This is a genomic window from Streptomyces sp. DH10 (assembly GCF_029813805.1).
Lineage (GTDB): Bacteria > Actinomycetota > Actinomycetes > Streptomycetales > Streptomycetaceae > Streptomyces > Streptomyces coeruleofuscus.
This window is the reverse complement of record NZ_JARVKU010000001.1, coordinates 763687-778719: the sequence shown is the minus strand read 5'-3', so window position 1 is coordinate 778719 and position 15033 is coordinate 763687. Positions and strand designations below refer to the sequence as shown.

Below are 15033 nucleotides of genomic sequence, written 5' to 3'. Positions count from 1 at the left end.
TAGAGAGGGTAAGGCTCCCAGTAGACGACTGGGTTGATAGGCCGGATATGGAAGCACGGTAACGTGTGGAGTTGACCGGTACTAATAGGCCGAGGGCTTGTCCTCAGTTGCTCGCGTCCACTGTGTTGGTTCTGAAACCACGAACGGCCCCATGCCATGGTCACGGTGTGGTGCGGCTGGACAGTTTCATAGTGTTTCGGTGGTTATAGCGTAGGGGAAACGCCCGGTTACATTCCGAACCCGGAAGCTAAGCCTTACAGCGCCGATGGTACTGCAGGGGGGACCCTGTGGGAGAGTAGGACGCCGCCGAACTCCTTTTAGAGCTCTGGCTCTTGGGCGCACAGCCCAAGAGCCAGAGCTTTTTTGCGTTGAGGTAAGGTCAGGGAGCATCGTTGGCTCGTTTCCCACAGGAGGCCCCCGGGTGGAGGTTCAGGAGACTCGTGTCCAGACGGACCGTGTGCTCACCATCCCGAACATCCTCAGCATGGCGCGTCTCGTCGGCGTGCCCCTTTTCCTGTGGTTGATTCTGCGCCCTGAGTTCGGTGGTCCCCAGAGTGACGGCTGGGCCCTTCTGGTACTCGCCTTCAGCGGCGTCAGTGACTACCTGGACGGCAAGCTCGCGCGGCGCTGGAACCAGATCAGCAGCCTCGGCCGGCTTCTCGATCCCGCGGCCGACCGGCTCTATATCCTTTCGACGCTGGTCGGCCTCACCTGGCGGGAGATTCTGCCCCTCTGGTTGACCGCTGTACTTCTGGCGCGGGAGCTGGTTCTGCTGGTGATGGTGGGCATCCTCCGCCGGCACGGCTATCCGCCGCCCCAGGTGAACTTCCTGGGCAAGGCCGCCACCTTCAACTTGATGTACGCCTTCCCGCTGCTCCTGCTCAGTGACGGAAGTGGTTGGATCTCGTCACTGGCTGCTATTTTCGGATGGGCGTTCGCCGGATGGGGTACAACGCTGTACTGGTGGGCAGGAGTCCTCTACGTAGTGCAAGTCCGCCGCCTGGTCCGTGCGGACGCCATGCCCGATTGAACTCGCGGATTGCTCCCACCGAAGCGGTGCGTTGGCCCGTGGTGCGAAAGTGCGGGACAATCCTCGCGGGGGAAGTCGGCTAGACCGTCGTCTCTTAGAGGAGGACGCTTCCGACATGAAGGCCGTCGTGATGGCCGGAGGCGAAGGCACGCGCCTTCGTCCTATGACCTCAAGCATGCCCAAGCCGCTCCTGCCCGTGGCCAACCGCCCGATCATGGAGCATGTGCTGCGGCTGCTCAAAAGGCATGGGCTCAACGAAACAGTCGTAACTGTCCAGTTCCTGGCCTCGCTCGTCAAGAACTACTTCGGTGACGGCGAAGAGCTCGGTATGGAGCTCACCTATGCCAATGAGGAGAAGCCACTCGGTACCGCCGGAAGCGTCAAGAATGCCGAAGAGGCGTTGAAGGACGATGCCTTCCTCGTCATCTCAGGCGATGCGCTGACGGATTTCGATCTCACTGAGCTCATCAATTTCCACAAGGAGAAGGGTGCACTGGTCACGGTCTGTCTGACCCGTGTGCCCAATCCGCTGGAATTCGGCATCACCATTGTCGACGAGGAAGGCAAGGTGGAGCGCTTCCTCGAGAAGCCCACCTGGGGCCAGGTCTTCTCCGACACCGTGAACACCGGCATCTATGTGATGGAGCCCGAGGTCTTCGACTATGTCGAGCCGGATGTGCCCGTCGACTGGTCCGGCGACGTCTTCCCGCAGCTGATGAAGGAAGGCAAGCCGATCTACGGCTACGTGGCCGAGGGGTACTGGGAGGATGTCGGCACCCACGAGAGCTATGTGAAGGCGCAGGCCGACGTCCTGGAGGGCAAGGTCGACGTCGACATCGACGGGTTCGAGATCTCCGCCGGGGTGTGGGTCGCCGAGGGTGCCGAGGTCCACCCTGACGCCGTGCTGCGTGGGCCGCTCTACATCGGGGACTACGCCAAGGTCGAGGCCGGCGCCGAAATCCGTGAGCACACCGTCGTGGGCTCCAACGTGGTCGTCAAGAGCGGCGCTTTTCTGCACAAGGCCGTCGTTCACGACAACGTCTACGTGGGGCCGCACAGCAATCTGCGTGGTTGCGTGGTGGGAAAGAACACCGACATCATGCGCGCGGCGCGGATCGAGGACGGGGCGGTCATCGGTGATGAGTGCCTGATCGGTGAAGAATCGATCGTTCAGGGCAATGTGCGGGTCTATCCGTTCAAGACCATCGAAGCCGGTGCCTTCGTCAATACATCGGTCATCTGGGAGTCCAGGGGGCAGGCACACCTCTTCGGCGCCCGGGGTGTGTCCGGAATCCTCAACGTGGAGATCACGCCGGAGCTGGCCGTACGGCTTGCCGGCGCCTATGCGACGACCCTGAAGAAGGGCTCGACCGTCACCACGGCCCGTGACCACTCGCGGGGTGCGCGCGCACTGAAGCGGGCGGTGATCTCCGCGTTGCAGGCCAGTGCCATCGACGTACGGGACCTGGAGAACGTGCCGCTGCCGGTGGCCCGGCAGCAGACGGCCCGAGGCAGTGCGGGCGGGATCATGATCCGCACCACGCCCGGGGTGCAGGATTCCGTCGACATCATGTTCTTCGACGGGCAGGGCGCGGACCTGTCGCAGGGCAGCCAGCGGAAGCTGGACCGGGTGTTCGCGCGGCAGGAGTACCGGCGTGCGTTCCCCGGGGAGATCGGTGACCTGCACTTCCCGGCGAGTGTCTTCGACTCGTACACCGGGTCGCTGCTGCGCAACGTCGACACCACCGGGATCGCGGACTCCGGCCTGAAGGTCGTCGTGGACGCGTCCAACGGAAGTGCGGGGCTGGTGCTGCCGAGCCTGCTCGGGAAGCTCGGTGTCGACTCGCTGACGATCAATCCCGGTCTCGACGAGTCCAGGCCGACGGAGACGGCGGACATGCGGCGGTCGGGGATGGTGCGTCTCGGGGAGATCGTGGCGTCCTCGGGGGCCGCGTTCGGGGTGCGGTTCGATCCCGTCGGTGAGCGGCTGTCCCTCGTCGACGAGAAGGGGCGCATCATCGAGGACGACCGGGCACTGCTCGTGATGCTCGACCTCATCGCGGCCGAGCGGCGCAGCGGCAGGGTCGCGCTGCCGGTGACCACGACCCGGATCGCCGAGCAGGTGGCGGCGTACCACGGGACCCAGGTCGAGTGGACGACCACGTCCCCCGACGACCTCACGCGCGTCGGCGGTGAGGAAGGGACGATCTTCGGCGGTGACGGCAAGGGCGGCTTCATCGTCCCCGAGTTCAGCAGCGTGTACGACGCCACCGCGGCCTTCGTTCGGCTCATCGGGCTCGTGGCGCGGACGCAGCTCACGCTCAGCCAGATCGACGCGCGGATCCCGCGGGCGCACGTCCTGAAGCGGGACCTGGCGACTCCGTGGGCCGTCAAGGGGCTCGTGATGCGGCGGGTCGTCGAGGCGGCCGGAGACCGGTTCGTGGACACCACGGACGGTGTGCGTGTGGTGGAGACGGACGGCCGTTGGGTGATGGTGCTGCCCGACCCGGCGGAGGCCGTCACCCACCTGTGGGCCGAGGGGCCGGACGACGCCTCCGCGCAGGCCCTGCTGGACGAGTGGTCGGCCGTCGTGGACAGCGCCGGCCGGTAGAACGGCCTGCACGCGTGCGTGCCGGACAAGTGTCCTCAAGGGGGCCTGTCCGGCACGCCGGTGGGGCCGTTCGGAGGTAGTGGCCGCGACGTGCGACGATGTGCGGCATGCCGCAGCAACCCCCCATTCGGAGCACACCGACGCGGCCCAGGCGGCCGGACGCGTCCATGTCGTTGCTCACCAACGTCATGGACCACAGCCTTGACGACGGATACGCCGAGGCCGCCGCGCGGAAGAGGGCCGCGGGTGACGCCGGCATGCCGAAGACGCTCAGGGCGAAGCTGGGGCTGGCCGCCGGTCTGGTGCTCGCGGCCCTCGTCGTGACCGTGGGGGCGGCGCAGGCGCGGGTCGCCGCTCCGGTCGTCGCGAAGGAGCGCGAGGAACTGGTCGACCGGATCGACCGGGAGACCGAGGCGGCGGACAAGCTGGAGGACTCCGTCGACCGGCTGCGCGAGGACGTGAGCGCGCGACAGCGGGAGGCGCTGAAGCACAGCGGTGACAGCGCCGAGTCCGAGATCGTGAGCATCCTGTCGGGTGCCACGGCGGTGCACGGACCCGGTGTGAAGCTGGTGGTGAACGACGCCAAGGACGTCGGTACGGGCGGTGACGGCGACCCGCGCGGGACCACCGGGTTCTCCGATACCGGCCGGGTGCGCGACCGGGACATGCAGCGCGTGGTCAACGGACTGTGGGAGTCGGGCGCCGAGGCCGTCTCGATCAACGGGCAGCGGCTGACGGCACTGTCCGCGATCAGGGCCGCGGGGGACGCGATACTGGTCGACAACAGGCCGCTGGTGCCGCCGTACACGGTGCTCGCGGTGGGGGACGGGCAGCGGCTGAGCACTCGGTTCCAGAACAGCGCGGACGGGCTGTATCTGGACGCGCTCCAGGAGAGCTACGGCGTCAGGACGGCCATCTCCGCGGAGGACGATCTCCGGCTGCCGGCCGCGCCGAGTGTGATCGTACGTACAGCACAGCCGAGCATTGAGAAGAGCGAGAAGGGCACATCGTGATCGCCGTACTGGGCCTCGTCGTGGGAGTCGTGGCCGGCCTGTTGGTCCGGCCTGAGGTTCCGGCGGTGGTCGAGCCTTATCTGCCGATCGCTGTCGTGGCGGCGCTCGACGCCGTCTTCGGCGGCCTGCGGGCCATGCTCGACGGCATCTTCGACGACAAGGTCTTCGTGGTGTCGTTCCTGTCGAACGTGGTGGTGGCCGCGTTGATCGTGTTCCTGGGGGACAAGCTGGGCGTGGGTGCCCAGCTGTCCACCGGTGTGGTGGTCGTCCTGGGTATCCGGATCTTCTCCAACGCCGCGGCGATCCGCCGGCACGTGTTCCGGGCGTGAGGCCGATGAGCGAGAACGACGACAAGCGCCCCGAGGAGAACGACGACACGCGGGCGGACCAGCGTGGCGGGAGCGGCGAGTCCGGGAACCGGCTCCGCAAGGAGCTGCCCCAGGAAGTGTCCGCGTCGGCGCCCGCTGCCCAGGACACCCCGGACCAGGACACTCCGGGAGCGGGAGCGGGAGCGGGAGCGGAACCGGCGCCGGGACCGGAGCCAGTCCCCGCGCCCGAGCCTGATTCCGAGCCGCAGCTGACCGGACGGCAGCGGTTGGTGAAGGGGCTGTGGCCGCCGCGGGTCTCACGGGCGCAGCTCATCGTCGCGGTGCTGCTGTTCGGCCTCGGGTTCGGGCTGGCCGTGCAGGTGGCCTCGAACAGCGACGGTGACAGCGCGCTTCGCGGGGCACGGCAGGAAGATCTTGTCCGCATCCTCGATGAACTGGATGACCGTACGCAACGTCTTGAGGACGAGAAGCAGGGCCTCGAGAAGCAGCGTGACGAGCTGGAGAACAGCTCTGACCAGGCCGAGGAGGCCCGGAAGCAGACCATCGAGAAGGAGAGGCAACTCGGCATCCTGGCGGGCACGGTGGCCGCGCAGGGGCCCGGCATCACCATGACCATCGAGGACACGAAGGGGACGGTCGAGGCGGACATGTTGCTCGACGCGATCCAGGAGCTGCGCGCGGCGGGTGCCGAGGCGATTCAGGTGAACGGCGTGCGGGTCGTCGCGGGCACGTATCTGACGGACTCCGGCAAGGGTGTGAGCGTCGACGGGAACAAGATCAACGCGCCCTATCGTTTCAAGGTCATCGGCAAGCCGCAGGACCTCGAGCCGGCGCTCAACATCCCCGGAGGCGTGGTGCAGACTCTCGAGAAGGAACAGGCCAGGGTCACCATCGAGCGGTCGACCAAGATCGTCGTGGACGCCTTGCGGGCGGTGAAGCGGCCTGACTACGCTCGGTCGTCCTCCCAGTGAAGCGGGGGTGCATGGGCGACGTCCGGCGAGGGCATGAGGTTGCGGGGGGTCGGCGCACCGATTGGGTGGTGCGTGGTGGAAACTGTCTGGTGCAGACGGACGTTGTCAGGATGTCCGGGTCGGCCAGAGTGTTCAGTCAGGGTTCGTCCTGCCCCACGGGCGGGTCTGTTTCGGTCAAGGGGAATCGCCCGTGAAGTTGTTTGCGAAGTTGTTCGGCAAGAGCGCGCGAGAAGGCAGCGACAACGCGACCGCTCGCCATCGCGCACAGCCTGACGCGGAGGGCCAGCGGCCGCTGTTCCGGGACCAGGTCGGTGGCCCGGGCGGTGACGTTTCCGGAGGTCAGGGCGCGCCGTCGGTTGACCCTGCGCAGCCCGGCGGCATAGGTTTCGGGCAACCGTCAACCTCAGGTGCGGGTGGTGGGTTTTCCGACCCGTATGCGTCCAATGCCCCCGGTGGGCAGCCGCGGCAGGAGGATCCGATGTCGGCCCTGGTGTGTACGAGGTGCGGTAACCGCAACGCGGAGAACAGCCGCTTCTGCTCCAACTGCGGCGCGCCGCTGCGGGCTGGGGCGGCGGCGGAGCGTCCGTCCGAGACGACCTCCACCATCTCCATCTCCGGTCTCGAGGCCTACGACAGCGAGACCACCGGCCAGACGCCGATGCCGACGCTGTCCCCCGAGGCGCAGGCGGCCGTCGACGCGCTGCCGCTGGGCTCCGCGCTTCTGGTCGTGCGCCGCGGGCCGAACTCGGGCAGCCGCTTCCTGCTGGACGGCGATCTGACCACGGCCGGGCGCCATCCGCAGAGCGACATCTTCCTGGACGACGTGACCGTCTCCCGGCGTCATGTGGAGTTCCGCCGAGGTCAGGACGGTTCCTTCACCGTGGCCGACGTGGGCAGCCTGAACGGCACGTACGTGAACCGCGAGCGGATCGACCAGGTCGCCCTGAACAACGGCGACGAGGTGCAGATCGGCAAGTACCGGCTGGTCTTCTACGCCAGCCAGCGGGGCTACTGACCGGATTCCGTCCGGGGAACCCCGCGAAGGTCCGTCCGTCAGGGAAGGTCCATGCTTCAAACACCGAGCGGCGGTGCCGGGCACGGCGCCGCCGCCACGGACAGGCCGATGAGCATCGGCACGGTGCTGAACGTGCTGCGCGACGAGTTTCCCGAAGTCACCATCTCCAAGATCCGTTTCCTGGAGGCGGAAGGGCTCATCGAGCCGCAGCGGACCCCGTCGGGGTATCGCAAGTTCAGCGCACATGACGTCGAGCGTCTCGGTCACGTCCTGAGGATGCAGCGGGACCACTATCTGCCCCTGAAGGTGATCCGCGAGCACCTGGAGGCCATGGAGCGCGGTGAGGCCGTCCAGCTGCCGGCGCTGGGGCGTCAGCGTGACGGTGACACGGTGCCCGAGACTCCCGAGGCGCCCACGGCGGCCAGGATCGGGCGCGAGGAGCTGCTCGCCGCCGCAGGTGTCGGCGAGGAGGAGCTCAAAGAGTGGGAGTCGTACGGGCTCGTCACCCCACTGGGGGACGGGGTGTACGACGCGGAGGCGGCCACGGTGGCCTCCCTCATCGCCGAGCTGGGGCGGTTCGGGATCGAGCCGCGGCACCTGCGGGTGATGAAGGCCGCCGCCGATCGCGAGGCCGGGCTCGTGGACCAGGTGGTGGCCCCGCTGAAGCGGCACCGGAATCCGCAGACCAGGGCCCACGCGGAGGACCGCACCAGGGAGCTGGCGGGGCTCACGGTGAAGCTGCACGCCGCTCTGGTGCAGACGGCGCTCGGGATCCGGCTGCCCTGAGACGGCTGGTCGCGGAGGGCCGGATCAGGGGCCCGTTCCCGGCCCGACTACCCAAACATCCCGAGCACGGCCTAGGGTTACTGTGTGAACGAGCTCGATGTCGTAGGTGTCCGGGTGGAAATGCCCTCCAACCAACCGATCGTGCTGCTGCGTGAAGTGGGAGGCGACCGTTACCTCCCCATCTGGATCGGACCGGGGGAGGCGACCGCGATCGCCTTCGCCCAGCAGGGCATGGCTCCTGCGCGGCCGCTGACCCACGACCTGTTCAAGGACGTGCTGGAAGCCGTCGGTCAGGAGCTCACGGAAGTGCGCATCACGGACCTGCGTGAGGGCGTCTTCTACGCGGAGCTGGTCTTCGCCAGCGGCGTCGAGGTGAGCGCCCGTCCGTCCGACGCCATAGCGCTGGCCCTGCGCACCGGTACGCCGATCTACGGCAGTGACACGGTGCTCGACGATGCCGGTATCGCGATCCCGGACGAGCAGGAGGACGAGGTGGAGAAGTTCCGCGAGTTCCTCGACCAGATCTCCCCGGAGGACTTCGGCAGCAGCAGCCAGTGAGCCCCGAAATCCGGTAGGAGCCGGATGGCGGGGAGTATCGGTGGTCAGTGAGACGCCTGGGCGGCCTGGCGGACGATGTGGTCCGCGGCAGGGCCGCCCGCCGCATGTGTGGCGGGCGAATTGCCCGCATGTGCCTCGGGCGAGTGAGAGCGTCACGCGGCCCGTATCGGAGGCATTCGGCTAGCCTTTCCCCGCGGTGGGGCACGGGAAACCACTCTTAGGGTGATTATCACTCGGCGTGGCGAGTGTGGCGATCGTTGACGCACCCCTGGTGACTGCCTACCGTCGAGAAGGCAGGTCAAGGACGGAGGTCGGCGTGAGAAGCAGCGGCGACGGTACGGCTGGGGGCGGCCCCGAGCGCAGTCTCAGGGCGAGCGGTCCGTACCCTCCCCCGGGCTCACGGCTCCGCCCGAGCGGGGGGTGTCCCCAGCCCGGCGGCGTGGCTGGTCACGCTCCGCAGCGACCGACGGCCGTGCCGAGCAGCGGAGGGACGACGTCCATGGCGTCCGAGCAGATCGGCTATCGCGGGCCCACGGCCTGCGCGGCCGCCGGCATCACCTACCGGCAGCTGGACTACTGGGCCCGCACGGGCCTCGTCGAGCCGAGCGTGCGTCCCGCCTACGGGTCGGGGACGCAGCGGCTGTACAGCTTCCGGGACGTCGTCGTCCTGAAGATCGTCAAGCGGTTCCTCGACACGGGGGTCTCGCTCCAGAACATCCGCACGGCCGTCCAGCATCTCCGAGAACGCGGTTTCCGCGACCTGGAGCGGATGACGCTGATGAGCGACGGGGCGACGGTCTACGAGTGCACGTCACCGGACGAGGTCCACGCCCTGCTCCAAGGGGGACAGGGTGTCTTCGGGATCGCCGTGGGCGTGGTGTGGCGGGATGTCGAGAGCGCGCTGTCCCAGCTGCACGGGGAGCGGATCGACACCGGTGAGACGCTGGTCGGTTCCAACCCGGCGGACGAGCTGGCACGGCGGCGGAACCGGGCCGTTTGAGCCGTCCGGCAGTGTTGGTGCCCCGGAGGTCGTTGCGGGTGGGACGTTTCCGTGCCGGACTGAAAGCGGTTTCCCCGGAGGGGTCGGGGCGGTGGTCCGGGCGTTGTCAGTGGCGTAGGGCAGCATCGGAGATGTGAGAACCGCGCCCACGATCCTGCATCTCGACATGGATGCCTTCTTCGCCTCGGTAGAGCAGGCGTCCAAGCCGAGTCTGCGCGGGAAGGCCGTCGTCGTGGGCGGGCTGGGGCCGCGGGGCGTCGTGGCCACGGCGTCGTACGAGGCCAGGGTCTTCGGTGTGCATTCGGCGATGCCGATGGGGCAGGCCCGGCGGCTCGCGCCCAACGCCGCGTATCTCGTGCCGCGCTTCGCCTTCTACAAGGCGATCAGCGAGCGGGTGATGGAGCTGTTGCGGGCACTGTCGCCGCTGGTGGAGCCGCTGAGCCTCGACGAGGCGTTCGTGGACCTGGAGGCCGGGGAGGCGGCCTGGGACGAGCAGTCGGCGCGGCTGGTCGGGGCGCGGCTGCGCGCGGACATACGGGCCGTCACCGGCCTCACGGGGTCGGTCGGGCTCGCCGCCTCCAAGATGCTCGCGAAGATCGCCTCGGAGCAGGCCAAGCCCGACGGGCTGGTGGTGATCGAGCCGGGGACCGAGCGGGCGATGCTCGGGCCCATGTCGGTGCGGACACTGCCGGGGGTCGGGCCGGCGACGGGCGACCATCTGCGCCGGGCCGGGATCACCACGATCGAGGAGATCGTCGAGGCGGGCGAGGACGAGCTGGTCCGGCTGCTGGGAAAGTCGCACGGGCACGGCCTCTACGCCATGGCGCTCGCGCGCGACGACCGGCCCGTCGTGGCGGAGCGGGAGGCGAAGTCGGTGTCGGTCGAGGACACCTACGACGTGGACATCCACGACCGGGTGCGGGTCGGTCTCGAGGTGCAGCGGCTCGCCGACCGGTGCGTGCGGCGGCTGCGCGGGGCGGGCCTGTCCGGGCGGACGATCGTGCTGAAGGTACGGCGGTACGACTTCTCGACGCTCACCCGGTCCGAGACGCTGCGCGGGCCGACGGACGATCCCGCGGTGATCCGCGAGGCGGCGGCCCGGTTGCTCGACTCGGTTGACACGACCGGCGGTGTGCGGCTGCTCGGAGTGGGTGTCAGCGGCCTCGCCGACTACACCCAGGAGGATCTCTTCGCGCAGGCGGCGGGGGAGCGGACGGAGGCGCAGGGGCCGGTCGAGGAGCCTGCCGTGGCGCCGGCCGAGGAGCAGCCGGCGCTCGCCGAGCGGCGGTGGCCCGCCGGGCACGACGTACGGCACGCCGCGTTCGGGCACGGATGGGTGCAGGGCAGCGGTCTGGGGCGGGTCACGGTGCGGTTCGAGACGCCCGGCTCGGAGCCCGGGCGGGTGCGGACCTTCAGGGTCGACGATCCGGATCTGGAGCCGGCGGATCCGTTGCCGCTTGTTTTATCGAGACCGGAGGGCAGCCGCGGGCCGGAGGGCGGGTCCGAAGCTGTGGGGCTGCGGTCTGCTGCCCCTTAGACGGCCAGGCGGTCAGGCGGCCGGGCTGGAGGGCTCGGCGGGGCTTCAGGCCGTCTCGTCCGTGCCTGCCAGTTTGCCGAAGTCGTGGTCCGCGAGCGGGGAAGGTGCGGCGACGTCCAGGCCGTAGTGGTGGTAGAGCTGGAGTTCCTGTTCCGGGGAGAGGTGGCGGCCCACGCCGAAGTCGGGGGCGTCCTTGATCAGGGCGCGGTCGAAGGGCACGTGGAGGGCGCCGTCGATCAGTTCACTCGGCTCGAGCGGGACGAAGGCGTCCCGGCTGAACAGGCCGGTCCGTATGGCCGCCCACTCCGGTTCGCCGGTGGCGTCGTCGAGGTAGACCTCGTCGATCGTGCCGATCCTGGTTCCGTTGCGGTCGAACGCCTTGCGGCCGATCAGGTTGCGCGGATCGATATCGGTTCGCACGGGCCCTCCACGTGGTGGCAACTCATCCGTGAACACTACAAAACGGCACAATCGGGGAGGCGGCCACTCGAAGGTTCGTGCGTTGACCGCGCTGGTACGCTGGCAGCGGCTGCTGACCCCGTGCGGGAGAGTCCTCCAGACACCATCGGAGGCGCCGAAGGAGCAAATCCTCCCCGGAATCTCTCAGGCTCACGTACCGCACGGACGAGGTCACTCTGGAAAGCAGGGCGGGTGTCGACGGCTTCCGCTCTCACCGACGGTGAAAGCCGGAGGCCTTCGGGCGATCCGGTGAAGCTCTCAGGTCGAGATGACAGAGGGGGAGGCCGTTCGGGTACCCGTGCCGTGGTGCCCCTCGAAGGTCGTGTCGACCAGGAGGCCTCCGTAATGACCGCCCACCGCATTCCGCTCTCCGAGCTCGAAGAGGCAGTTCCCTTCGAGCAGCGCCACATCGGCCCCGACCACGAGGCCCGCGCCAAGATGCTCGCGCAGGTCGGCTACGGCTCGCTGGACGAGCTCACGGCCGCCGCGGTCCCGGCCGTGATCAGGAGCGCCGAGGCGCTGGACCTGCCGGGCGCCCGCAGCGAGGCCGAGGTGATCGCCGAGCTGCGCTCCCTCGCCGACCGCAACCAGGTCCTCGACTCCATGATCGGGATCGGGTACTACGGCACGTTCACGCCGCCGGTCATCATGCGCAACGTCATGGAGAACCCGGCCTGGTACACGGCCTACACGCCGTACCAGCCGGAGATCTCGCAGGGACGGCTCGAGGCGCTGCTCAACTTCCAGACCATGGTCGCCGACCTCACCGGACTGCCGACCTCCGGTGCCTCGCTGCTCGACGAGGGCACCGCGGCCGCCGAGGCCATGGCGCTGTCGCGGCGGCTCGGCAAGAACAAGAAGGGCCTCTTCCTGGTCGACGCGGACGCGCTGCCGCAGACCATCGCCGTGATCCAGACCCGGGCCGAACCGGCCGGCGTCGAGGTCGTCGTCGCCGACCTCGGCGAGGGCATCCCCGCCGACATCGCCGAGCGCGAGATCAACGGCGTGCTGATCCAGTACCCGGGCGCCTCCGGAGCCGTGCGGGACATCAAGCCGGTCATCGACCAGGCGCACGAGCTCGGGGCACTCGTCACCGTCGCCGCCGATCTGCTCGCGCTGACGCTCCTGAAGTCGCCCGGTGAGCTCGGCGCGGACATCGCCGTCGGGACGACGCAGCGCTTCGGTGTGCCGATGGGCTTCGGCGGTCCGCACGCCGGCTACATGGCCGTCAAGGAGAAGATGGCGCGCAGCCTGCCCGGGCGGCTCGTCGGCGTGTCCGTGGACGCGGACGGGAACAGGGCGTACCGGCTGGCGCTCCAGACGCGTGAGCAGCACATCCGCCGCGAGAAGGCCACCAGCAACATCTGCACCGCCCAGGTGCTGCTCGCCGTCATGGCGGGCATGTACGCCGTCTACCACGGCCCGGAGGGCCTGAAGGGCATCGCGCGGCGCACCCACCGGTACGCCACGGTCCTCGCCGCCGGGCTCGCGAACGGCGGGGTCGAGGTCGTACACGGCTCCTACTTCGACACGCTGACCGTGCGCGTCGAGGGCCGGGCCGCCGACGTCGTGGCCGCCGCGCGGGAGAACGGGGTCAACCTCCGTCTCGTCGACGCCGACCACGTCTCGATCGCCTGCGACGAGACCACCACGCGGGCCCAGCTGCGTGCCGTATGGGCCGCCTTCGGTGTCGAGGGGGTCATCGAGGCGCTGGACGCGGCCACCGAGGACGGGCTTCCGGACGCGCTGCTGCGGACCGACGAGTACCTGACGCACCCCGTCTTCCACCAGCACCGCTCCGAGACGGCCATGCTGCGCTACCTGCGCCGGCTGGCCGACCGCGACTACGCGCTCGACCGGGGCATGATCCCGCTGGGCTCCTGCACCATGAAGCTCAACGCGACCACGGAGATGGAGCCGGTCACCTGGCCCGAGTTCGGTCAGCTGCACCCCTTCGCGCCCGCCGGGCAGGCCGGGGGCTACCTCACGCTCATCCACGAGCTGGAGGACCGTCTCGCCGAGGTCACCGGGTACGACAAGGTGTCCCTCCAGCCGAACGCCGGGTCGCAGGGCGAGCTGGCCGGTCTGCTCGCCGTACGCGGGTACCACCGGGCCAACGGGGACGAGCAGCGCACGGTGTGCCTGATCCCGTCGTCGGCGCACGGGACCAACGCCGCGAGCGCGGTGATGGCGGGCATGAAGGTCGTCGTCGTGAAGACCGCCGAGGACGGCGAGATCGACGTCGAGGACCTGCGGGCGAAGATCGAGCAGTACCGCGACGAGCTGTCGGTGCTGATGATCACCTACCCGTCCACGCACGGGGTGTTCGAGGAGCACGTCGCCGACATCTGTGCGCAGGTGCACGAGGCGGGCGGGCAGGTCTACGTCGACGGGGCCAACCTCAACGCCCTCGTGGGGCTCGCCAAGCCGGGACACTTCGGCGGTGACGTCTCGCACCTGAACCTGCACAAGACCTTCTGCATCCCGCACGGCGGCGGTGGCCCCGGCGTCGGTCCGGTGGCGGTGCGCGAGCACCTCGCGCCGTACCTGCCCAACCACCCGCTCCAGCCCGAGGCGGGCCCGGAGACGGGGGTCGGCCCGATCTCCGCGGCGCCGTGGGGTTCCGCCGGCATCCTGCCGATCTCCTGGGCGTACGTCCGGCTCATGGGCGGCGAAGGGCTGAAGCGGGCCACGCAGGTCGCCGTGCTCAGCGCCAACTACATCGCCAAGCGGCTGGAGCCGCACTACCCGGTGCTCTACACCGGCCCCGGCGGGCTCGTCGCGCACGAGTGCATCATCGACCTGCGGCCGCTGACCAAGGCGACCGGGGTGAGCGTCGACGACGTCGCCAAGCGGCTGATCGACTACGGCTTCCACGCGCCGACGATGTCGTTCCCGGTGGCCGGGACGCTGATGATCGAGCCGACCGAGTCGGAGGACCTGGCCGAGCTGGACCGGTTCTGCGAGGCGATGATCGCCATCCGCGCGGAGATCGAGAAGGTCGGCTCCGGCGCGTGGCCCGCCGACGACAACCCGCTGCGGGGCGCCCCGCACACCGCCGGGACGCTCGCCGGGGAGTGGGAGCACGCCTACAGCCGTGAGGAGGCCGTCTTCCCGGCCGGGGTCTCGGTCGCCGACAAGTACTGGCCGCCGGTGCGCCGCATCGACCAGGCCTTCGGCGACCGGAACCTGGTGTGCTCCTGCCCGCCGCTGGACGCGTACGAGGACTGACCGGCCGGATCGGTCGCAGGGAGGGGCTCCGCGGTGCGGGGCCCCTCCCGTCATTCGGCGGCGAGGGACACCTCGGTCGACTTGATCAGGGCGACGACGGGGGTTCCGGCCGACAGGGCGAGGTCGTCCGCGGCGTCCCTGGTGATCACGGCGGTCAGCTCGCCGCCCTCGACGGTGACCCGGACGGACGCCATGGCGTCGCCGGTGGCGATGTCCGTGACCGTGCCGGGGAGTCGGTTGCGGATGGACAGGCCCTCGACGGGGGCCGTGGCCAGCGAGACCTCCGTCGACTTCACCAGGGCGCGCACGGCGCTGCCCGGCGCGAGACCGAGGTCGTCCGCCGCCTCTCGGGTGATCGCCGCGGTGAGGGCCTGGCCGCCGGTGAGGCGGACGCTGACCGTCGCCATGGCCTCTCCCGGTGTGACGGCGGTGACGGTGCCGGGGAACTGGTTGCGGATGCTCAGGCTCATGAGGGGCACGGTAGCCCGGTGAG

Annotated in this window: 13 protein-coding genes, 2 rRNA genes and 1 riboswitch; of the genes, 13 read left to right on the top strand and 2 right to left on the bottom strand. The window is 69.2% G+C overall.

Annotation, left to right across the window (positions count from 1 at the left end; translation table 11 throughout):
• The 12 genes from QC385_RS03475 to QC385_RS03420 form a co-directional block, all read left to right on the top strand.
• Nucleotides 1–105: ribosomal RNA gene (locus QC385_RS03475) — 23S ribosomal RNA — on the top strand; the annotation flags it as partial.
• Between the two features lie 90 nt (nt 106–195).
• Nucleotides 196–312 (top strand): 5S ribosomal RNA (rrf, locus tag QC385_RS03470).
• Between the two features lie 109 nt (nt 313–421).
• Nucleotides 422–1030 carry a CDP-alcohol phosphatidyltransferase family protein gene (locus QC385_RS03465; RefSeq protein ID WP_279539737.1) on the top strand — a complete coding sequence of 203 codons (609 nt, stop codon included), beginning with the start codon at nt 422–424 and terminating at the stop codon, nt 1028–1030.
• A 115-nt stretch (nt 1031–1145) separates the two neighbouring features.
• A complete protein-coding gene (locus tag QC385_RS03460; protein ID WP_279539736.1) occupies nt 1146–3641 on the top strand; it encodes a mannose-1-phosphate guanyltransferase in 2496 nt (831 codons plus the stop codon).
• Between the two features lie 98 nt (nt 3642–3739).
• Nucleotides 3740–4654 (top strand): DUF881 domain-containing protein, encoded by a 915-nt coding sequence (locus tag QC385_RS03455; protein ID WP_279539735.1) that lies wholly within the window; start codon nt 3740–3742, stop codon nt 4652–4654.
• On the top strand, nt 4651–4983 hold the full coding sequence (locus QC385_RS03450) for a small basic family protein (RefSeq protein ID WP_003988855.1): 333 nt from the start codon (nt 4651–4653) through the stop codon (nt 4981–4983). The genes QC385_RS03455 and QC385_RS03450 overlap by 4 nt, the downstream gene beginning before the upstream one ends.
• 5 nt (nt 4984–4988) lie before the next feature.
• A complete protein-coding gene (locus tag QC385_RS03445; protein WP_279539734.1) occupies nt 4989–5954 on the top strand; it encodes a DUF881 domain-containing protein in 966 nt (321 codons plus the stop codon).
• A gap of 61 nt (nt 5955–6015) precedes the next feature.
• Entirely contained in the window at nt 6016–6969 is a 954-nt protein-coding gene (locus QC385_RS03440) for an FHA domain-containing protein (RefSeq protein WP_086601505.1), read from the top strand.
• A gap of 51 nt (nt 6970–7020) precedes the next feature.
• The gene (ftsR, locus tag QC385_RS03435; RefSeq protein ID WP_279539733.1) at nt 7021–7755 is read left to right on the top strand and encodes a transcriptional regulator FtsR; all 735 of its coding nucleotides are present in this window, start codon (nt 7021–7023) and stop codon (nt 7753–7755) included.
• Between the two features lie 84 nt (nt 7756–7839).
• Nucleotides 7840–8313 carry a bifunctional nuclease family protein gene (locus tag QC385_RS03430; protein ID WP_003988851.1) on the top strand — a complete coding sequence of 158 codons (474 nt, stop codon included), beginning with the start codon at nt 7840–7842 and terminating at the stop codon, nt 8311–8313.
• 316 nt (nt 8314–8629) lie between these two features.
• Nucleotides 8630–9313, top strand: coding sequence for a MerR family transcriptional regulator (locus QC385_RS03425; RefSeq protein WP_279539732.1), 684 nt, complete (start codon nt 8630–8632; stop codon nt 9311–9313).
• A 133-nt stretch (nt 9314–9446) separates the two neighbouring features.
• Complete coding sequence (locus QC385_RS03420) at nt 9447–10850, top strand: DNA polymerase IV (protein ID WP_279539731.1); 1404 nt, start codon at nt 9447–9449, stop codon at nt 10848–10850.
• 45 nt (nt 10851–10895) lie between these two features.
• Here QC385_RS03420 and QC385_RS03415 read toward each other — a convergent pair whose 3' ends face one another.
• Entirely contained in the window at nt 10896–11270 is a 375-nt protein-coding gene (locus QC385_RS03415) for a PRC-barrel domain-containing protein (RefSeq protein WP_279539730.1), read from the bottom strand.
• 113 nt (nt 11271–11383) lie between these two features.
• A riboswitch (glycine riboswitch) is annotated at nt 11384–11479 on the top strand.
• A 175-nt stretch (nt 11480–11654) separates the two neighbouring features.
• Between QC385_RS03415 and gcvP the strand changes: the two genes are divergently transcribed.
• Nucleotides 11655–14540, top strand: coding sequence for an aminomethyl-transferring glycine dehydrogenase (gene gcvP / locus QC385_RS03410; RefSeq protein ID WP_279539729.1), 2886 nt, complete (start codon nt 11655–11657; stop codon nt 14538–14540).
• 50 nt (nt 14541–14590) lie between these two features.
• Here gcvP and QC385_RS03405 read toward each other — a convergent pair whose 3' ends face one another.
• Complete coding sequence (locus tag QC385_RS03405; RefSeq protein WP_279539728.1) at nt 14591–15010, bottom strand: TOBE domain-containing protein; 420 nt, start codon at nt 15008–15010, stop codon at nt 14591–14593.
• Nucleotides 15011–15033: the final 23 nt, after the last annotated feature.

Bases quoted from the DNA above. Each gene is read 5' to 3' on its own strand.
- QC385_RS03445 (WP_279539734.1), top strand. From the start codon at position 4,989: ATGAGCGAGAACGACGACAAGCGCCCCGAGGAGAACGACGACACGCGG.
- QC385_RS03455 (WP_279539735.1), top strand. From the start codon at position 3,740: ATGTGCGGCATGCCGCAGCAACCCCCCATTCGGAGCACACCGACGCGG.
- QC385_RS03405 (WP_279539728.1), bottom strand. From the start codon at position 15,010: ATGAGCCTGAGCATCCGCAACCAGTTCCCCGGCACCGTCACCGCCGTC.
- gcvP (WP_279539729.1), top strand. From the start codon at position 11,655: ATGACCGCCCACCGCATTCCGCTCTCCGAGCTCGAAGAGGCAGTTCCC.
- ftsR (WP_279539733.1), top strand. From the start codon at position 7,021: ATGCTTCAAACACCGAGCGGCGGTGCCGGGCACGGCGCCGCCGCCACG.
- QC385_RS03460 (WP_279539736.1), top strand. From the start codon at position 1,146: ATGAAGGCCGTCGTGATGGCCGGAGGCGAAGGCACGCGCCTTCGTCCT.